The organism is Streptomyces sp. NPDC043996 (assembly GCF_056435225.1).
In genome coordinates, this window is sequence record NZ_JBWKEY010000028.1 from 25,460 (window position 1) to 44,385 (window position 18,926).

An 18,926-nucleotide genomic window follows, 5' to 3' on the forward strand; every position below is an offset into this window, starting at 1 on the left:
ACACTTGTCAAGCACCCTTACGAGTGTCTGTCTTGGATACGGCGGAGGGGCCGGACACGTCCGGCCCCTCCGTGATCACGGCCATTGGCTGCCGCGGTGGACTGGTAGCTGGAACTCCTGCACCACGTCAGTGATCTCGTCCGGCGAGAAGCCGTCTGCCAGCAGCTCGACGAGCAGCTGGTCCCCCTCTGCGTCGAGTTCCGGGACGACGTGCTCGACTCCGGCATCGAGGATCCGGCGCCGGATCTGGTCTCGCTCCGTGTGGCCCATGCGGCTCCCTCCGGTCAGGCCTTGGCGGTCAGGGCGGTCATCTGGCTGTTGGGCAGGCGCCCGAAACGCATCGACTCCGTCGCCGGGTTGTACGGGCGCACCCGCACGTCCAGGCCGGTGCGGGGCGCCTCCACCGCCAGCCCTGGCTTGATCACGATGAGCACATGCGCGGGTCCGCCCGCCCGGAACTCGGTGAAGATCAGGTCACCGCTGCGTTCCTGCCCGGAACGGACGGGCGCGGACACGGAGTACATCTGCTGACTCGTGCGGATCTTGAGCTGATAGCCCATCTGTCTCCAGGCGTAGACGATCAGGCCGGAGCAGTCGAAACCGTCGGGGCCTGTGCCGCCCCACACGTAGGGTTTGCCGACCTGCCGCAGCGCGTGCGACACGTACCCCTTCGTGTCGTAGCTGGCCGGGCTGCTCAAAGGTGTGCACCCCGAGTTGGCGCTGATCTGCTGTATGCCGCTGGAGCCCGAGGCCGAGGCCACGATCTGCACGGCCCGGGACTCGTGTTGCGCGTAGGCGTTCGGGAAGCCGCTGCGCTGCACTGCCTGCGCGGCGTCGTTGACGGACATGTCCTGCCAGCCGTCGATCTTCAGCAGCCGCCGGTAGAACGTCCGTGAGCTGTAGGCCGGATCCAGGATCTGTTCGCGTGTGCCCCAGCCCATCGTGGGCCGCTGCTGGAAGAGGCCGAGTGAGTCGCGGTCCCCGTGATCCTTGTTGATCAGAGTGGATTCCTGCATCGCGGTGGTGACGGCGACGACCTGGCCGCGCACGGGCACCCGCATCTGCGTCCCGACGCTGATGATGGTGGAGGCGTTGGCCTGCTGCTCGGCAGAGAGGCCGAAGCCCTTGCCGAGCTTCATGTCGACGAGCGCGCACGCGACGTTGCGCAGATCCAGATTCTCGGCGGGGGCGCTGAGCATGCTGGTGAACACGTACGGCAGGAGGGCGAGCCCGGCCGCGGCCGCGCCTATCGCCAGCCCTAGCTTCTTGCCCATCAGTCCACCGCCTGCGCGCCGGGCTGCAAGTCGTCGACCTTCCACCTGCCGTCTGCTTCCAGCAGCGTCACCGAGACGATGCCGGCGTCGGTGGGCACGGCCACTTCGGTGCGGCCGCGGGCGCCGGTGTCCGTCAGCCGCAGCGTGCCGGTGACCTTGCTCGCGGTCACGTTGCGGTGGTCGACGGTGGTGAGCTGGAAGGCCAGGCGGTCGGTGGTGTACCGGGCCGTGCCTGCGTACCAGGCGCGCTGTCCGCCGGGGTCGCTGGCCCATGCCTTGACGAAGGCCCTGGCGGTCTCGATGGCCCGGTCGTAGTCCCGGGGCGAGGGCCGCGAGGGCGAGGCGCTGTCAGAAGGGGAGGGGCTCGGTGCCGGGCCGCCGCTGTCCGGCACCTGGCTCGGCGAGGCGGCGGCCGGTGCCCCTGCCCCGCTGCCGCTGGGGGAGTTGAGGAGCAGGGCCAGGCCCGCCACCACGGCCGCGAGCACGGCGATGGTGGCGAGCAGGCGGCGGGCACTGTGCAGGGGCCATAGCCACAGGGAGTTTCCGGAATCCATCACCGGTCACCTCCCTCAGGCTCGTCGCCGCGCTCGTCGCGCAGGTCGAAGCCGTTGTCGGGGTCGAAGATGGCGTAGACCGTGCCGCCGTCCTCGTCGATGGTTGGCTGCACCACACGCGGGCCCTCGTCGGGAGCCGGGTGGTACGGCCGGTCGCCCTCGGGGGCGGTCGCCGCGGGCGGCAGGTCGCTTGTGTCCGACGAACTGCCCGAGCCGTAGGGGATGCTGGCGTGACGCGGGCCGGGCACGCTCGAGGTACCGCCGTGGGAGCTGGACGGGGGGAGCGTGGACGCGGCGGGGGAGGAGGGCAGGGTGCCGTAGGGCACGGATCGCGGGCTGTCCGGTGCATCGGCGGGCGGCAGCCAGGTGGGCGCCGTCCCGGGCAGGTCCGCCCCGGTGGCGGGCCCGGTGCTGATGCTGGACTCCGTACTGACGCTGTAGGGGGCCCGCGTGCTGCCGCGCGCAGCACCACCACCGGCAGTCGGGCCGGTCGCCCCGGCCGCGGTGCCGCGGTCCCACAGGTCATCGTCGAGGCTGCCCGTCCTGCCCTCGTCGGCCGTCGTCGGGTCGTAGGGAGCTGTCTCCCGGCCGCCGGGAGGCACCATGGCGGGGAGGGAGGCGCCTGCGGCCTGGTCGTCCTCATCGTCCGGCAGGGGCGCGAACACGCTGCCGCTGCTGCTGGCGCCGTCCGGGTCGGCGGCGTCGCCGCTGCGGCTGTAGGGCCAGTCATCTGCGGAACCCCAGTACCCGGGCCCGTCATCGTCCGGGCTGCCCCGACGTCCAGGGCTGCCGGTGGGCTGGGGCCTGCGGCCCTGGCCGGGCGCGGCCTCGTCGTCCTGGTCGTCGTCGACCGTTTCGCCCCCGCCCTGGCGCGAGCCGAGCATCTTCCGCAGGGCGCGGTGACCCAGGTAGTACTTGGCGGCGCGCCCTGCGAAGCGGCCCGGTGCGGCCAGGGCGTCTCCGGCGTCGCCGAGGTAGTTGCGGTTGGGGTCGAGCATGCTCGACAGTCGCGCGATCGGCCGCAGCAGCTTCCACAGGACGTAGCTGACGAGCAGCAGGACGGTGACCTTGGCCCAGGCGGGCATGTCGACCTGGGGGTCGGAGATCTCCCTCACGACCAGGACGTCGACTGCCCCGCCCGCGGCGAACAGCGGCACGTTGATGACGGCGGCCGCGGTTCCGTGGAAGGCGGTCTTCACGGCGCCGGAGGCACGGCGGTGCAGACCGATGACCGCGAGGGCCGGAAAGAGGATCACGATGAACTTGATGCTGATCTTCCCGCCGGTGATGACGAGGTCAGCGGCCATGCTGAACGAGTTGGATGCTGCGGCCTGGAAGTTGCTGATGGTCGCCGCGCCCAGGCGCCCGCCCTCCTTGCCCGTCAGGTGGGAGTAGGCGGTCGGGTCCTCCTCTTTGATCTTGTTGGCGAGCTCCTCGAACGTCTCCTTCTTGTCCTTGATGACCTTGGCGCGCTTGTCGTTGGGCATCCGGTCCTCGCGCCAGGTCAGGGCCTGCGCGTCGAACAGCTGGAACCCGTACTTCTCCGCGACTTCGCTGTCGTCGTCGCCGAGCTCGCCGCGCAGCCACTGCTGGTAGAGCACGGAGTGCGCGAGCATGTTGCCGTGCGCCGTGGAGTCCGCGGCCCGGTCCCCGCTCGGCTCCCGGTAGGGGTTGCCGGGGGCGCCCGGAGTGTCGGGGTCGATGGAGGGCTGCGCGTGGGAGACCTGCGTCAGGCCGCCGCTGTCCTGGGACTTGGCGTCGGAGCCGTTCAGGTCGGTGGCGGCGAAGCCCTGGTCGATCGCGGACACCGTGGAATTGATCGCGCTGTCCACGGCCTTCGACGCTTGCACGGGGTAGCTGGCCACACCGGTGGCGACCGTCATCACCAGTAGTGCCCAGGCGATCTGACTGGCGGCGTCGGGCAGGTTCTTCTTGCGCGACTGGTAGATGATCACGGTGCCGAGCAGCAGCAGCGAGGTGCCGATCCACGGAGTGAACACGGCATCGCGCACGGCGCGGGTGGCGTTCTCGACGACCGGGTCCAGGGAGCCGAACAGCTTGTCGCTGGTGGCGTACTGGCGCAGCACGACGGTGAACGCGGTCCAGGTCTTGGACCAGGTGAAGACCCGGTTGGCGAACCAGTTGTCCGACGCGGACATCGGTTCCCGCAGGCTGCCGCCGCACCCCAGGTCGTAGGTGGACCAGCGCAGTCCGGCGTACCCGTACTGCTCGTAGATGTAGGCGTCGGCGTCGGAGGCCTTCGGGTCACGCGGCGCGGGCGCCTTCTTGGGCCCGGAGTCGATCCACCCGAGGATGCCCTGCCCCGGGCTCTCGGGCTCCGGTGCCGCCTTGCAGTCGCCCGTGATGGAGTCGAGGGGGCCGCTGTCGTCGCCCGCTTCCTTCCGGGCATGTCCTCGCTGGCACTGCTCCTTGCCGGGGCCCTTGACCGCGGAGCACGGGTCGTCGTCCTTGGCCGGAGTGGCAGGGGCGGAGTCATCCCGTTGCCCGTCCCCGTCCTCGGGGGCGTCGCTGCCGGGCTTGTCGACTTCGTCGTCCTGGCCCTTGCAGTATTTGTACACGTTGCTGTTCTTGGGCAGCTGGTCGCACGGGTCCTTGGGGGCGGCCGGAGCGGTGACGGCGGCCGGGGCCACGGCCGGAGGCGGGGAGGCCTGCGCGGTACCGGCCAGCGGGGCGCACAGCATCAGGAGCATGCCGAGCAGCGCGGCCCGGCGTCCGGCCGTGCGCAGCCGCAGGCGCCGGATCACGTCCCTCATACCCGCGCCTCCTTGGCCGTGCCCAGCTGCGCCCACGGGTTGGCGTCCTCCAGCTGGGAGGCCGGGGTGCTGTCCAGCGCGTCGAGCAGCCCGGGGCGGTGACGCAGCGGCAGGGTGATCCGCTCGACGCCGGTGCCGTCGGACATGATGAACTCGCGGTTCACGCGCCTGCGGGTGCGGCCGGACGCGCGGCTCTGCGGCGAGAGACCGGCCAGCATCTCCTCGTAGCCGCTGGCCTCGGGCACGCGCAGCAGCTTGAGGGCCGCGCGCTGCGCCTCCAGGCCGACGGTGCGCCCCACGAAGACGCTCTCGACCCAGTTTTCGATGCCCGCGGTCAATGCATCCTGCCCGTCCTGGGAGATCAGCAGGGAGCGCGCGTTGTGCTTGCGGGAGTCGCGGCCGGTCCGGCGGACCAGCTCGCGGCCCGAGGTGACGCGCAGGAAGCTGTGCGCCTCGTCCATCAGCAGGCCTTTGCGCTCGCCGATGTCGAGGTTGTAGATGTGCGACTGCGTGTACCAGGCGGACAGGTGTAGCAGGGGCATGGCGAGCCGCTCTTCAACGGACCAGTCCTCGGCCCGGGTGTCGCTGGCGGGCAGGGCCAGGCCCTTCAGGTTGAACACCACCAGGCGCCAGTGGCGCGTCGTGTACGAGTCGTCGCCGTCGGCCTCCGGGAAAATGAGCTGCCCCTGGGGGGTCTCGGCGAGGCCGGCGAGCATGTCGGCGATGACCCGCGCGTGTTCCTGGCGGCTTGAGCTGATCTTCCGCAGGGCGTCGAGGATCGCGCGCGGGGACCCGTGGACGGAGGAGTCGACCTGCTCGATGGCCTGGCTGAGGACCATGTGGGTCTCGGGAGAGGAGGAGATCTGCTTGGGCAGCAGGCCCAGCAGGACGTCGGTGGCCAGGGTGTTGCGCATGCGCGCGGCCCGGCGGACCTCCAGCTGGTACGCGCGATCGGCCGCCTCGTCGGGGTTGTCCTCGCCGCGGTAGAGCTCCCGGGTGTAGTGGCTGGGGTTGGGGTCCGGCAGCAGACGGTAGGGGTTGAGGGTGCCGGGCTCGCTGGCCATCAGGTCGATGCTCCTGGAGAACGGGCGCAGCTCGGGCAGCTGGCAGAGCCGCTTGAGCGGCCCGGAGGGGTCCAGCAGGATCCACGGGACGCCCATGCGGGCGGTGTGGTAGACGGTGGTGCCTCCCAGGACGGTCTTGCCGGAGCCCTGGGTCCCCAGGATCACGCTGAGGCCGTTGCTCTCCTCCATCTCCATGGCGTGCCAGGGGTGCCACATCACCGGGCGCCGGGCCACGCCGCTGGTGTAGCCCAGATTGAAGCCGCGGCGGTCGCCGATGGAGGAGGTGACGGCGGGCAGGCTGCCCCCCAGGGTGCGCACGGGCATGCGCCGCGCGTACGCGTCGCTGGCCAGCAGTTCGCAGGGAACGAACTCGCGGGCCAGGGCGTGCTGCCCCTTGGGGTGGGTGATGAGGATGTGCGGTTCGTAGAGCTCCCGGACCTCCTGGATCCGGTCGGCGAGTACCTCGGGGTCGGTGGCGCCGATCGCGATGCGGTACCAGCCGCGCGTCCGGGTGCTCAGGCCGGTGGCCCCGTGGTTGATGTCGTCCTCGATGAGCTGCCCGGTCTGGTTCTGGCGCTGGAGCGAGACCGGTGCTGCGACACCGTGTTCACGGTGGTGCTTCCACTGGTGGCGGATGGCGTCGAGCTGCCCCAGGATCTCGTTGCCTGCCTCTGAGCTCTCGCGGACGTCGATGGTCGCGCTCAGCTCGTAGGGGAACTTCAGCCGGTCCAGGCGCTGCAACCACGGGCCGAACCGCGACTCGGGGATGTCGGGCAGCAGCATGCGGCCGAACGTGAGCACGGAGACGTACCGCTCGACCCGCCGCCCGTTGCGCGGGCCCGCCACCACGATGTGCGGGGCCAGAGGCGCGGGTGAGGTCCACTCGATGCCGTCGGTCCACTCCGCCAGGTCGTCGCTGTGCCATACGTCGGTGGGCTGCGGCTGGCTGTGGAGGGGGGCGGGCAGGCACAGACCCAGCGACCGCGTCATCAGCCAGTCCATGTCAGCGGCCTGCGCGGGGTACGCCTCCAGGCCGGGGCCGGACAAGACGGTGTCAATGGCCGCGATGTCGCGCCGCAGCTTCCCGATCTGCTTGTCGAGCGAGGTGCGCAGCAGCGGCAGGCCCACGTTGTTGACCCGTCCGACCTGGACGCCGTAGTAGACGACCTTGTCATCCAGCGGCAGACGGGCGACCTTGGTCTGCTCCTCCTTGAGGTACTCCGACCAGCCGGGCAGTGGGTCGGTGACCGAGGCGTGCAGATCGGCGGCCCACCGGGCGACGGGGTAGGGGCGGTGGGTGACGCGGATGTGGATCCGGCGCCCGACCAGCTGCGCCAGACGCTGCGCGTGACTGGAGATCAGGCCGTTGCAGTCGGCGTGACTCAGGAAGGACCAGCGCTGCGGCGACGCGACGTACCAGGCGGTGACGCGGCCGCTGCGGGCGATGGTGAGGTTGCCGACGACGCCGTCGAGCTGGAGGTTGCTGCGCTGGCGGCGTACGCGCTCCGGGGCCGGGGGGCGTGGTGTGGAGGGCTTCTTGGTGCGCTTCAAGGTGGTGGTTCCCCTCATGTGTTGGGCAGGCGGGGTGTGGTGAGGCCGCGGTCAGGGGGCGGTGGAGCGCCGGTGCACGTTGCGCATGGTCATCTCCTTGACGACCGGGCGGTGCTTCCCTGGCCGTGGTGCGCGGACCTCGTTGGCGACTGTGCGCAGGACGGCCTTGACGCTGGTGTCGTGGGTGATGTGCGGTGTGATCTTCCGGGTCAGGCCGACGGCCGCGACCAGGCCGTAGATGATGGGCCAGAAGCCGAGCAGGCCGAGCACGTTGAGGACGCCGAGCATGACCGCGGTGAGGACGGCGAACACGGCGTAGGCCTGGTACCGGGCGCGCCAGGCCAGAGTGAACCCGTGCGGGCCGAGGAAGACGTTGTCGACGGCATAGACCTCGTCGTCGGTGTGCATCTTCACGGGTCAGCCTCCGTCGGTGACCAGTCCGACCAGGGCGTCGCCGAGGCCGGTGGGGATGGCTGCGAGGCCGATGATCCCCAGGCCGAGCAGCACGATGCCGGCCTGGTTGACCGAGCTCGCCCAGTCCTTCTTGCGCGCGCCGAACACGATGAAGAGCCCGGCGAGCAGGACGCCGATGGGGATGAGGTTCTCGGTCAGCAGGTCGCTCAGGCCTTTGGTGTCGACCTTGACGTCGCCTTCGGCCGCGTGAGCCAGGGCGGCCTGCGGGCCCACTACCAGCGCGGCTGTAGCGGTGGCGACGGCGGCCAGGCGCCGCCGGAGCCGGGCGAGATGACGGCGTGACGTCCTGGCTTCGGATGGGGTGCTGCGCATGGAAGTTGCCCCTTCGTCGTGGGTGGAGTCCCGTCAAGTCCCATGTGACTAGCGGGACATGGGCATAGTCCCCCACGATAGGCCCTCTGGCCACGCAGCGCAGCAGCATAAACGCATGTCGTCAACTGGACTTAGCAGGTCAGAAGTTGAGCCCTATCGTGTCGCATGTAACTCCATGGGGGGAGCTACACCACGATGGCGGGGAGAGAGCAGGTCATGACGCATGTGGATTGCCGTGGGCAAGGGCAAGGGCGGTGCAGGCTGTACCACCGGCGCCCTGGAGCTGGCCTACGCGGCAACGCGACGGACGCGACGTGGGGGCTGGAGGCGCCGGGTCGCTGTGATCGATCTGGACCCCCAGGGCAACGCGACCGCGGTGGTCGAGCCGGTCAGCCGCACGGCGGGCATCAAGGACGTCCTGGCCCCGCAGCAGCCGGGCGAGCCGGGGCCGCTGGCGCTGCGCGACGTTCTGGTGCCGACCTCCTGGGAAAACGTCTGGGTTGCGTCCGCTGACCGCTATCTGGCCAACCGGGAGGCGGATATGACCGCAGACGGAATTGCAGCGCTCCGCAGTGCCAGAATCTCAGGTGAGATAGACGATCTGGTGGACGACGTCATCATCGACCTGCCGCGGGATATCGGGAAGCTCACGGCCGCTGGACTGCTGGGGGCGGAAAGAATCTTCATCACAGCACGTGCAACGGTGTGGGGGGCCCAGGGTGCCGAAGAAATGAGGTATACGGCGCAGAGGATCGCGAGCAAGGGGAATCCGGACCTGAAAATCGCGGGCTATATCGTCGCGGCTCACGAAAAGACGGCAGATTCAGAAAGAGTTCTTGCGGAGATGCGCCGAACATTTGGCTCATCAATTCTTGAGCCGCCAGTTCCGCACCGGGCACGTGTTCCTGAAGCAATTGAGAGCTATCACACCCCGTGCCGTGAATTCGGCAGTGGCCTGAAGGTAATTGCTGACATCTACCAGAGTTTCTACGATCTGGTTCTCGAAGAGTCCGGGGGAATCTGATGTCCGACGACAGGCAAGGAAAAGGGCGTCGCGTGCGCAGAAGGCCAGCAGTAATCCAGCAGCGACAGGAGCCCGACCCGGCCGACATCGCGGTCGCCGGTGTCGCGACATCGGCGACCGCGGGCGACAGCGACACCGGCATCGAGACGACACGGCGACAGGCGACACCGGCGACCGCGACAGCCGACGACGACAGCGACACCGCAGGGCGTCAGCGACACGGCGACATGTCGCACGACGGCGACACAGCGACACGGCGACATGCGACAGCGGCAGATGTCGCGACAGACGACACGGGCGACAGGCCGGGGCCCCTCCCGGCGACAGCGACAGCGACACAGGAAGGCGACAGCGACATGACGCCTGCGGCGACAGCGACACCCCCCGCGCGACGACGGCGGCCCGCAGCGACACCAGCGCGCGCGGCCCAGGCAGAGGCCGGCGAGGAGGAGGCGGACGACGCGGAGGAGATGCGACCGATCTCCTTCACCATGCCGCCCTCGCTCATTGGCCGCTTGAGGGCTGCCCAGCACCACACCCAGCTCCAGCCGGACGGTTACCACAACATGAGCGAACTGGTGCGCGCCTCCGTAGAGGAGACCGTGACCTTCCTGGAGGACACCTACAACGGCGGGAACCCCTTCCCTCAGGTCGAGAGACTGCGGACCGGGCCCAGTCCCGCCGGAGCTGTACGGGGCGCCCAAGTACGGGCCCGCAACCGCCGCAGGGCTGCCCAGGCCGCATCCGCAGGAGCACGCCCCACGCCGAACAGCGGCGCTCAGGAAGAGGAAGGAGAAGACACAGCGTGACGAAAAATCCCGCCGCGAAGGGCGGGTAGTGACTGGCCGCTGAGACCTTAGATTCTCGCGAAGCTGCGATTCAGAGCCTCAGCGTACCAGCACTGTCAAGCCCGGAGAGGGGGGCGCACCGTGACCCCCCGTCAGTGAACGGAGGACGCATGGCACCGCCCAGCACCACCGCCGCACCCGACCCCGAGCGCTCCGCTGCGGTCGCCCCGGTCATGTACGGCGTGGGTCTCGCCATGATCAGCTACGCCGCCGCCCAACTCCTCGACTCCCCCCAGCTGCTGCCCGCGGGCATCGGCCTGGCCGCCCTGGTGGCCGTTGTGGGGTCCGCCGCATCCGTCTGGCGTGCCCGCCGCTCCCGGCCGGTCCGCGAGCTCCACGCTGCCCTCGCCCCGCACTTCGGCCCAGGCTTCACCAAGGACAAGATCAAAATGGCCGAGTGGCAGGACGGCACGCCCACCAAGATCACCGTCCGCTACCCGCCCACCTTCAACGAGCGCGACGACAAGGCGCGCACGGAAGTACGCGACATCATCGCCAAGCGACTCGGCGGCCGCGTCGAGGCGACATGGCAGCCACCCCGGCGACGCGTCGTCTGTCGTCTGACGCTGACGCCCGACAGGACCGACATCGTCGAGAGCGACACGACGGCGACGGCGACAGACGCCGACGACACCGCCGAGCGCGCGAGGCTGCGGTCCCGGGCGACAGATGTCGTCCGCTCGATCATGGGCGCCACGGCCCGCGTCGCCGACATCGCCTTCGACGACGACACCCCCACGATGATCGAGGTGTCGTACGCGACCACCAGCCGGGATCTGTCGCTGGCGTTCCGCCAGCGCGTCATCATGCAGCTCGACAGCAAGCTGCCCGGAAAGTGGAACGACCTGTGGGACCTCGAAAACGACACTGTCCGCTTCGAATTGCGCCCGCCATTCCCCACCAACGTGCCGTACCCGCTGCTCCACAAGCACAAGAGGTACGAGATCCCGTACGCAGTCACGGAATCAAACACGATTGAGTCGTGGAAGCTCGGCAGCAAGGATCCGCACTGCCTGGTGGTCGGCCCCACTGGAAGCGGAAAGAGCGTACTCATCCGAAACCTGGTCGTCGGGGCACGGCTGCTCGGTATCCCGGTGGTGCTGTGTGACCCGAAACGGACGGAGTACCTGGATTTCGTCGGAATTCCAGGAGTGCGTGTCATCACCGATGTCGAGGAAATCGCCCTCGCCATCACGCGGACCAAATACGAGATGGACCGGCGATACGACGATATCGAGGCAGGCGCAGCCAAGAAGGGAACACACGGAAAGATCCTGCTGATCGTCGACGAATTCTTCGTGTTCAAATCGAGGATTAGCCAGATCTGGGCTGCGCGCCGTGCAGCCAACAAGGAAATCAAGCAGAAAGAGCATCCGTGCCTGGAGCATTTCCAGGACCTCATTGTGCTGGCGCGTACGGCCGAAATCCACATGGTGGTGGGCATCCAGAGGCCGGATGCCCAGTTCCTAACGGGCATCGTGCGGGACTCGATGCGCAAGCGCATCTCACTGGATCGGACGACGGCACAGGCCGCCGTGATGATGTGGGATGACGCCCGCGTGGGCCGTGACCTCCCCAGCGTGCAAGGGCGCGCGATGGCCACCACCGACCGCGGCCCCGACCAGGTGCAGGTGCTCAGGCTGCTGACGCCCTCGGATGAGGACGCCTACGACAGCGAGGATGACGCGGTCTGGACCGAGCTGGTGCGCCGCATGACGCAGTGCCCCGACGGCCACGACGAGCTCGACTTCCTCGGCGCAGTGGGCACGACGGCCGTAGAGCAGCGGCACACCCCGGCACTGCCTGCGGCTCGCCCTCAGGCCCCCGAGAGGCAGGACGACCACCAGGAGGCCGAAGACGTCCTCTCCGGCGGAGAGGACGGGGACCTGGAGCCCGTCGACGTCTACGACCTGGAGGCCGGCGAGCACATCAAGTTCGCGGAGGACGACGAGGACCTGGTCGAGATCCTCGATCTCCATTTCGGGGAGACAGAGGACGGCGAAGAGATCGTCGAGATCACCTACGCCACCGAGGACGGCACGGACACGCGCGAGCTCAGCAGCACGGACACCGTGTACCGCAAGCTGTAGCGGCGCCCGCGCCCTCGAGGGCCCCGGACCCTGATCACGGGTTCGGGGCCCTCGCTCGTCGGGGTGATCGCGAAGGGCGCACCGTGACGCGCAATCCTTTCGGCGCGGTTGGGCAGCTATGCGAAAGATGATCACCATGGTGGCGGTGGCTGCGGCCGCCGCCGGAATCCTCGTTGCCCCGCAGTCGTCGTCCGCCATGCCCGCCGCGCCATCGGTGGCGCGGGACTGCCCGGAATTCCGGGTCACGGGGAAGAAGGTGGCCGTGCGGTACGGGCCCACCGGCCGCGTCCTGCGGTATCTGCACCGGGGGGACGTGGTGACGTCGTGCATGACGGAGGTGCAGCACACGACGTCGGGCCCGGCCTACTACAAGTGCGGCAAGGGCGGGTGGACCTGGCGGATTCTGCGGGGGCAGGGCGGAGTGATCCCGGCGACGTGCGCCCGTCGGATCCGGTGACAGCCGACCTTGACTGATCAGTGATGCGCGAGCGGAGGGCCGAGTGCTCACTCATCTTGGTGGGCCCGTGGCGTGCTGCCGCCGTACGTGGGCGGTGGTGCGCGACGGTAGGCGGATGCTCCGAACCCAGCCCGTCATGGCCCTGATGGCCCTGGTCGCACTGCTGCTTGCCACGGGGTGTGTCGCGGTGGGCTCTGGGCCGGAGGCCGGCAAGGGGCAGCAGCGGGCCGCCCCGGCGGGCGGCCGGGGCTCGGTGCTCGTCTCGGTGTCCGCCTCACCGGGCCCCCGCGTCGAACCATCTGGCAAGGCGCGGCTGGTCCGGTCGGGGAAGGCCGCACCACGCAAGCCTGTCCGGCCGTCTGTGGGCCGGGCAGCGCCGGTCATGCCGGACCGGCCGCGCCCGGCGGCCCCGCCTGCTCCAGCGGCACCTACGGCACCAGCACGCCGGGCAGCGCCGGAAGCGGCCGTGCCCCGGCCTGCCTCCCGGCCGTCCTCATCGGTGCCGACGCCCCAGCGGCCCACCGTGCGGCGCCCCAGCGGCACGGTGAAGCCGCGGGAGTTCGACGCGCGGATGGTGTGCGGGTGGGCGCGGGACAGCGGACTGGGGTCCGCGGTGGTGCGGTCCTGCCGAGAGCAGCTCAGCCGCTGATCCGGCGGCGTTTGGCACCCCAGTCGGGGTCGTACGCGGGTGGTTGACCGTGTGGTGCCGTGCGGTGCCAGGAGCGGGTATTGGCGAGGCTGCGGCGAGGGTGAGCGAGCCAGACGGCGCCGATCGCCACAACGAGAACGGGTTGGGCGACCCACCACGCGACCGTGCCGCGAGGCTGGTGTTCCGCCCACGAGGCGATACGGCGGCCCGGCCGCCAGACCCGTGCCGCGTACCCGGCAGCGAGTCCCACGCTCAGGGTCAGGAGCATCATCACGCAGACCATGGAAGCAGACCGGAGCAAGCTGCGGCAGTCAACTCACGCTCCAGCGCGGGTACTTGTACCTGGTGGTTGAGTGGAATCGGGTGGTGGAGCGGGCCTGCGCGATCGCCGCGGAGTACAGCACGCCGGTGACGCTGCGCCAGCTCTACTACCGGCTTGTCGCTGAGGGAGCGGTCCCGCATCAGGGATGGGCGTACCGGAAGCTGTCGTCGCGCCTTGCTGCGTCTCGGCGGATGGGGCACGGCCCCGAGCTGGTCGACGTCACGCGGCAGGTGCATGTGCCGCCCGCGTGGGCCGACGCGGGCGAACTGCTCGCCGAGGTCCCGGAGAGGTTCCGTCTGGACCGCACGGCCGGGCAGCCGGTGGCGCTGTACGTGTGTGCGGAGAAGGACACGCTGCGCGCGCTGTTCGCGTCGTGGCTCGGGGAGCTCGGTGTGCCGGTGCTTGTGGTCCGTGGCTTTGCCAGCGAGCCGTACGCACAGCTGGTGCGCGCGCGGACGGCGGCCGATTCGAGGCCTGCGGTGTTGCTGTACGTGGGGGACTGGGACTGTTCGGGCGAGGACGTCGAGCGGGACTGGGTAGCCCGGACAGGGTGCTGGGCGCGGGTGGAGCGGGTACTGCTGACGCGGGAGCAGGTCGAGACGCACGGCCTGGTGGCCGCAGAAGGCAAGGTGCGTGACCCGCGGTGGGCGGCCTGGGCGCGGCGTCACGCCTACGACCCGGCACGCCCGGTGCAGTGGGAGGTCGAGGGCCTGGACCCGGCTGAACTGCGGCGCTTGGTGCTCGCTGCGGTGGAGTCCTACCTTAACCGGCGAGCGCTCAGGGACGTCCTCGCTGAAGAGCAGCGACAACGAGCGGCGCTGAGCACGCTGGTGAATCAGTGGCAGAGACAGCGACGGCGGCCCCTGTAGACGCGGTCACCTCCTACCGGTGAGCGTGGAGACGCTCGGCGATCCAGTCGGGCAGGGGCGCCACGGGCACGTCGCGGACGACGACGTACGGCCGTCCGTCGACGAGCGAGCCGGGCCCGACGAGGTAGCCGCCGCTGCGGTGGCCGGGGCCGCGGACGTCGATGCCGGGCCCGAGCCTCGTGCGCCCGCCGGACGTGCTGCCGATGGTGCAGCCCATCGGCGCCCGGAAGTACAGGTGTCGCCCCCCGGACGGGGTGGACACGGTGAACGTCTCGGGCACCGCTTCCCCCAGCCGGGCGGCCAGGGCGGCGAGGACGCGGGGCCCGTCGTCGTCGCCGTGCACGTCGAGGTCCAGGGCGACGACGTGGGAGGCCCGGCAGCCGATGCCGACCCCTCGCCCGGCGAGTAGCTCGGGCAGCCGCTCGGGCAGCAGGGTGGCCTGGCGCTGCCACCCATGTTGGGGCACCCGGCCGCCGATCGGGAGCGGGAAGACGGCCAGGCCCCGGTCGACGGCCGTGCGCGCGGCGGTGAGGACCTGTGGGCATTCGGCAGCCCAGTGCCAGAGCTGCACCGGGTTGCGGCGGTGCTCGGGGCAGTCATCGCGCTCGCTGCCGCTGGCGACGGCCCCGCATTCGACCTTGGGGCAGGTGCACGCGCGGAAGGCGCTGCCGCCGTACGGCCTGCCGTGCCGCTCGTGCCCGCTAGCGGTGATGACGGCCTGGACGTCGCGGACGTTCACGCAGCCTCGGCCTCGTCGTCGTAGCAGCAGCACTCGCCGTACGGGTCCCCGAACCCGCCGGCACCGCACTCCGGGCACCCGTACGGGTCGCTGTCCGGGTCGTCGTCGCCGTACTCGCCGTGCCGCCACCCGGTACAGCCGACCGCGCACCCACACCCCTCCTCGCACTCCGGGCAGACCATGCCGTTCGTCCAGCCGCACCGCTCGCACAGGAGCTGGTTGCGAGGGTCGTTCTGCTCCTGGCGGAGGTAGTCGAGCGCCTCGCGGTAGGTGTTGATGTCGATGTACTCCGCGAGGTACCGCTCCAGGGTGTCCCGCTCGTTGGCGTTGGGGTGGTCCAGGAGCGCGATGGCGCAGGCGTGCTTGATGCCCAGCTCGTCCTTGAGGTCGGCCAGGGCGTTCTTGCGCGCGTGGTTCTTCGGCATCTCAAGCTCTCGTTTCCGCGGCTCGTGGTGATCCCAGACTCACCGGCCGCCAAGAGCGAGGCCAGCAAGGGTGATGCGGTGTGGTGGGCGGCTCGGCGCGGAGCACCTTCGGTGTTGCTCGTCCGGTCTGGGCCAGACGAACCGGGCCATGAGCCGGGCCCGCGGTCAGATGACCGCGGGCCCAACTGTAGCGAATGAAACCGGCACTCAGAGCGTGATCCGTAGGGACGACACGTCGGGCCTACTCGACGTCCGCCTGGCTGATGATGCCCTCCTCCACCATCTTCTTGATGTACCGCTGCGCGGAGCGCGTGCCGACATTCACGCGATCGTCTCCGGCGATGCGCGGGCCGCTGACGGTCTCGCCCAGAGCGACCAGCTCTTGCACCACAGCGACAGCGTTCTCGAAGTTGGCGGCACGCCGGTCGGCCACGTCCTGCTGCTCCTGGCGCTCTCGCTCATCTCGCTCCATCCGGGTCTCGACGCTGACCATGGTGGAGACCCGGGGCGTAGCGGCCGCGGTGGCGACTGCCTGGGGGCGGGTGGCGCGGTTGTGGGGGCCTGGTTTGGCTCCGGCGGCGAGCGCGGTGGCGGCACTGTCCGCTGCCTTGCTGAGGCTGACGTCCGATCCGGTGTACGGCGAGTCGCCCTCGACGGGGGTTACGGCCGCCGTGGCGCCGGGGGGAAGGGCTGTTGACTCGTCGGGGTTCTCCAGCTCGCGCCGTGCATCCAGGGGGGCAGGAATGGGAGCAGGCGCGGAGGTCGGAGCGGGGGCCTGGGTGCTGGTCCGGTAGGCGAGCAGCCGTTCGGGGTCGCCGTGCCGGTGGACGTCGTTGACTTGGGCGGCGGTGAGGTCGCCGATGCGGTACTCGAACCAGAGCTCGATGGGGGCCTTCTTGCGCCAGCGGCGCCCGTAGTGGCGGCGCAGGGCGGCGCGGGCGCGCATCTGCCGTTTCCGCAGTTCCAGGGCCGTCCGGTATGAGGTGACCTCCCACAACTTCATGTGGCGCCACAGCTGTGCGGTGGCGAATGGCGACAGGGCCCAGTTGATCAGGGGGATGGGGTCGGTGCGGGTGCCGTTGGCCCGTCCGATCCACACGCGGTAGCCGTGCGCCACAACCTCGGTGAAGGCGATCCAGAGGGCGGGAAGGGCCGCGTGCGCGATCTGGGCATCCAGCTGGTTGGTGCTGGTGACGTTCAGGTGGATCGTCACGTAGGTCAGGATCCAGGACACCCAGCGCACCCAGCCGAGCTCCATGCCGAGCCGGATGAGCAAGAGGTAGCTCAAGCTGAAGACAGGGATCGCGATGTCGATGGCGACTGGCACAAGGGCGGGGTGCTCGAACCCCTTGGCGGCCATGTGTTGCGTGACGTTCCCGTAGCTGCTGTAGAGGCCGAGCGCTCCCACGACCAGGGCGCCCAGGGCCACGCACGCCATGAAGAGCCATTCGACCCAGGAGAGCTTCGGGGGGCGCCAGTGGCTGACCTGGGGGTGCTCTGCTGGCTCCGTGGGTGTGGGGCCCCCCGTGGTGTCCTCGGTGCTCTGCATCCCTTCCCTCCTCCGTGACGGGTGTTCACCGTGCGGTCCCGTCATGCGAGTTCATGCTATCGCCGGTATTGCACGAGTCACATGTAACTTAACGAGCCACAAGAAAACAGTATAGGGACTCCATCACAATGTCAAGCTGGGTGCGCGCCGCCCGCCAGGGAGGGGGGGCGCGGGCGCAGCAGAGGGTGGGCACAATCAGCTCTTCACCCGGCCGGGGCGCGCCCCGGCGGCCGCCGGAGGGCCGGGTGCTCCGCACCCGGCGTGCGCCCGGCCGCTCCGCGCCCGACCGAGCGCTCCGCGCTCTGCGCACCGACCCCGGCAGGCAAGTCCCGCGCTCCGCGCTGAACTTGGGCGCTCCGCGCCGCCGGAATCGAGTCCACCGCGCTCCGCGCTGCGGACGGCGACCACCGCGCCGCGCCCCGGCCGGGTGATGGCCGGATCTCGTCATAACTAATCAGTGCGCCCACCTCCTATATTCGTGATTCAAGCCCTATACTGTTCTCATGCTGGTTGGGCAGTGGCAGCCCTCCCAGCAGGCCGAAGTCTCACCCTGAAAGGGAAGAAGATGACTGAATCGAAAACGTCCTCCCCAGTGAAGTTCTCCACTTCTCACGAAGAATTGGCGCGGGCGCTAAAGCTTGTCGAATTCGGCGTAGAATCGAATTCTGCGAGCGAAGAACTGCGGGGCGTTTTGCTGGAGTCCTGCGGCGATGGAATCAAGGCCAAGGCGACTGACTACGAGACTGTTGTCTCGGTTCTCATTCGGGCCAACGTCACTGAAACTGGTGGGCGCAGTCTGCTCAACCATCGGGAACTCACAAGGGTTCTTGCTGCGGCAGCGGCAGGGGAAAAGAAGACGGTTGCCGCGCGCATTCCCGTGACCGTTGAAGATGACGTCCTGGCTACCCCAGATGTAGCCGCACCCATTGAGGCCTACCAAGTCGAGGCCTACCCGCGGCTTCGCGAGCCTGCCCCTTACGTGGCCACCGTCGACGGGCCGGAGCTCTTCCGCCAGCTGGTACGGGTCATCCCGGCCGCAGGCACGGACGACACCCTCCCCACCCTCGAAGGCGTCAGCATGGCTGTAGAAGGCGGACTGCTGCGCCTAGCGGCCACAGACCGCTACCGCTTTGCTCTCGGGGAGGTGAAGACGCAGGACGTCGCTGAGCGCGTCACAGAGGCCGGCGAGCCCGTGGAAGCCATGTTCCCTGCCAGGCTGCTGCGGAAGCTCATGCAGAAGCTGCGCGGCTATAACGGCCAGGTGGCCATCGGCATGGCCGACTACCTCACCCTGACCCTGGGAGACATCGAGATCAGCGGGCGCCCCTTCGCGGGAAAGCTCCCGGCCTACAGGAAGCTGTTCCCTGAGGCCTACCACGCAGCGGTGAGCGTCGATCGCGAAGCGATGACGCGGGCAACCAAGAAGGCCGCTGCCATCCTGGACGCCAAGGGCATGCGGAACACCCCGTGCACGCTCACCTACGGGCCTACCGGGGTCACCGTCACTCCAGTCTTGAATGCCCCGGAGCGAGACAGGACGAAGGGAATGCACGCCCCGGGCACGCAGGCCTACGGCTCACTCGCATCCCTGAAAGCGGATCAAACCGCATTCAACCCGGATTTCCTTCTGGATGCGCTAAACTCATTCCCAGGGGAATCCATTACCATCCACATTCAACTGACTGATGCCCATCGACTCAGTAAGCCAGTCCTGATCACCGAAGAACTCGATCCGCATAGCGGAAACTACAAGTATCTGCTTATGCCGATCCGGCTTGACAGCTGAAATGCCCTTTTGGAATTGGCTGACCGCATTCTGGTCAGCCAATTCCAAATCGGTAAAGCAACCCGCGAAGCGGGTTGCTAATCTTTAGCAAGTGTGGTTGAATTCCGCTTTAGCGGAATTCCCCGATGTGCGCTCTGCGTGAAGCGCAGAGGTAGAGCCTAGCTC

16 protein-coding genes are annotated in these 18,926 nt (G+C 69.1%); 6 read left to right on the forward strand and 10 right to left on the reverse strand.

The features are described 5' to 3' along the window. Nucleotides 1-75: 75 nt before the first annotated feature. From AC07A4_RS41435 to AC07A4_RS41465, 7 genes are read right to left on the reverse strand one after another with little or no spacing between them, the layout of a single operon-like run. A complete protein-coding gene (locus tag AC07A4_RS41435; RefSeq protein WP_478609827.1) occupies nt 76-270 on the reverse strand; it encodes a hypothetical protein in 195 nt (64 codons plus the stop codon). A 14-nt stretch (nt 271-284) separates the two neighbouring features. Next, nucleotides 285-1,274 carry a C40 family peptidase gene (locus tag AC07A4_RS41440; protein ID WP_478609829.1) on the reverse strand — a complete coding sequence of 330 codons (990 nt, stop codon included), beginning with the start codon at nt 1,272-1,274 and terminating at the stop codon, nt 285-287. Next, a complete protein-coding gene (locus AC07A4_RS41445; protein ID WP_478609831.1) occupies nt 1,274-1,831 on the reverse strand; it encodes a hypothetical protein in 558 nt (185 codons plus the stop codon). Before AC07A4_RS41445 ends, AC07A4_RS41440 begins: the two co-directional genes overlap by 1 nt. Next, nucleotides 1,828-4,602, reverse strand: a complete 2,775-nt coding sequence (locus tag AC07A4_RS41450) for a hypothetical protein (RefSeq protein WP_478609833.1) — start codon at nt 4,600-4,602, stop codon at nt 1,828-1,830. Before AC07A4_RS41450 ends, AC07A4_RS41445 begins: the two co-directional genes overlap by 4 nt. After that, nucleotides 4,599-7,217, reverse strand: coding sequence for an ATP-binding protein (locus AC07A4_RS41455; RefSeq protein WP_478609836.1), 2,619 nt, complete (start codon nt 7,215-7,217; stop codon nt 4,599-4,601). The genes AC07A4_RS41450 and AC07A4_RS41455 overlap by 4 nt, the downstream gene beginning before the upstream one ends. A gap of 51 nt (nt 7,218-7,268) precedes the next feature. Beyond that, nucleotides 7,269-7,631, reverse strand: coding sequence for a hypothetical protein (locus tag AC07A4_RS41460; protein WP_478609839.1), 363 nt, complete (start codon nt 7,629-7,631; stop codon nt 7,269-7,271). A gap of 3 nt (nt 7,632-7,634) precedes the next feature. Then, nucleotides 7,635-8,003: a hypothetical protein gene (locus AC07A4_RS41465; protein ID WP_478609842.1), complete on the reverse strand. Its 369-nt coding sequence runs from the start codon at nt 8,001-8,003 to the stop codon at nt 7,635-7,637. A gap of 223 nt (nt 8,004-8,226) precedes the next feature. Between AC07A4_RS41465 and AC07A4_RS41470 the strand changes: the two genes are divergently transcribed. The 5 genes from AC07A4_RS41470 (at nt 8,227) to AC07A4_RS41490 (ending at nt 14,262) form a co-directional block, all read left to right on the forward strand. After that, nucleotides 8,227-9,027: a ParA family protein gene (locus AC07A4_RS41470; RefSeq protein WP_478609845.1), complete on the forward strand. Its 801-nt coding sequence runs from the start codon at nt 8,227-8,229 to the stop codon at nt 9,025-9,027. Nucleotides 9,028-9,059: 32 nt separating this feature from the next. Beyond that, the gene (locus AC07A4_RS41475) at nt 9,060-9,836 is read left to right on the forward strand and encodes a hypothetical protein (RefSeq protein ID WP_478609848.1); all 777 of its coding nucleotides are present in this window, start codon (nt 9,060-9,062) and stop codon (nt 9,834-9,836) included. Nucleotides 9,837-9,985: 149 nt separating this feature from the next. Next, entirely contained in the window at nt 9,986-11,965 is a 1,980-nt protein-coding gene (locus AC07A4_RS41480) for an FtsK/SpoIIIE domain-containing protein (protein ID WP_478609850.1), read from the forward strand. 118 nt (nt 11,966-12,083) lie between these two features. Next, a complete protein-coding gene (locus AC07A4_RS41485; protein ID WP_478609852.1) occupies nt 12,084-12,422 on the forward strand; it encodes a hypothetical protein in 339 nt (112 codons plus the stop codon). 994 nt (nt 12,423-13,416) lie between these two features. Beyond that, on the forward strand, nt 13,417-14,262 hold the full coding sequence (locus AC07A4_RS41490) for a hypothetical protein (RefSeq protein ID WP_478609865.1): 846 nt from the start codon (nt 13,417-13,419) through the stop codon (nt 14,260-14,262). A 13-nt stretch (nt 14,263-14,275) separates the two neighbouring features. On the opposite strand, the gene AC07A4_RS41495 is transcribed toward AC07A4_RS41490, so the two are convergent. The 3 genes from AC07A4_RS41495 to AC07A4_RS41505 form a co-directional block, all read right to left on the reverse strand. Beyond that, entirely contained in the window at nt 14,276-15,001 is a 726-nt protein-coding gene (locus AC07A4_RS41495; protein ID WP_478609855.1) for a bifunctional DNA primase/polymerase, read from the reverse strand. Further along, a complete protein-coding gene (locus AC07A4_RS41500) occupies nt 14,998-15,426 on the reverse strand; it encodes a hypothetical protein (RefSeq protein ID WP_478609858.1) in 429 nt (142 codons plus the stop codon). The genes AC07A4_RS41495 and AC07A4_RS41500 overlap by 4 nt, the downstream gene beginning before the upstream one ends. 241 nt (nt 15,427-15,667) lie before the next feature. Continuing rightward, nucleotides 15,668-16,975 (reverse strand): DUF2637 domain-containing protein, encoded by a 1,308-nt coding sequence (locus tag AC07A4_RS41505; RefSeq protein WP_478609860.1) that lies wholly within the window; start codon nt 16,973-16,975, stop codon nt 15,668-15,670. Between the two features lie 565 nt (nt 16,976-17,540). Between AC07A4_RS41505 and AC07A4_RS41510 the strand changes: the two genes are divergently transcribed. Continuing rightward, nucleotides 17,541-18,761: a DNA polymerase III subunit beta gene (locus AC07A4_RS41510; protein ID WP_478609862.1), complete on the forward strand. Its 1,221-nt coding sequence runs from the start codon at nt 17,541-17,543 to the stop codon at nt 18,759-18,761. The last annotated feature ends 165 nt before the right edge of the window (nt 18,762-18,926 follow it).

Coding starts and splice junctions, on each gene's coding strand:
- AC07A4_RS41480 (WP_478609850.1), top strand. CDS start 9,986: ATGGCACCGCCCAGCACCACCGCCGCACCCGACCCCGAGCGCTCCGCT.
- AC07A4_RS41440 (WP_478609829.1), bottom strand. CDS start 1,274: ATGGGCAAGAAGCTAGGGCTGGCGATAGGCGCGGCCGCGGCCGGGCTC.
- AC07A4_RS41435 (WP_478609827.1), bottom strand. CDS start 270: ATGGGCCACACGGAGCGAGACCAGATCCGGCGCCGGATCCTCGATGCC.
- AC07A4_RS41470 (WP_478609845.1), top strand. CDS start 8,227: ATGTGGATTGCCGTGGGCAAGGGCAAGGGCGGTGCAGGCTGTACCACC.
- AC07A4_RS41500 (WP_478609858.1), bottom strand. CDS start 15,426: ATGCCGAAGAACCACGCGCGCAAGAACGCCCTGGCCGACCTCAAGGAC.
- AC07A4_RS41465 (WP_478609842.1), bottom strand. CDS start 8,003: ATGCGCAGCACCCCATCCGAAGCCAGGACGTCACGCCGTCATCTCGCC.
- AC07A4_RS41485 (WP_478609852.1), top strand. CDS start 12,084: ATGCGAAAGATGATCACCATGGTGGCGGTGGCTGCGGCCGCCGCCGGA.
- AC07A4_RS41505 (WP_478609860.1), bottom strand. CDS start 16,975: ATGCAGAGCACCGAGGACACCACGGGGGGCCCCACACCCACGGAGCCA.
- AC07A4_RS41510 (WP_478609862.1), top strand. CDS start 17,541: ATGACTGAATCGAAAACGTCCTCCCCAGTGAAGTTCTCCACTTCTCAC.
- AC07A4_RS41450 (WP_478609833.1), bottom strand. CDS start 4,602: ATGAGGGACGTGATCCGGCGCCTGCGGCTGCGCACGGCCGGACGCCGG.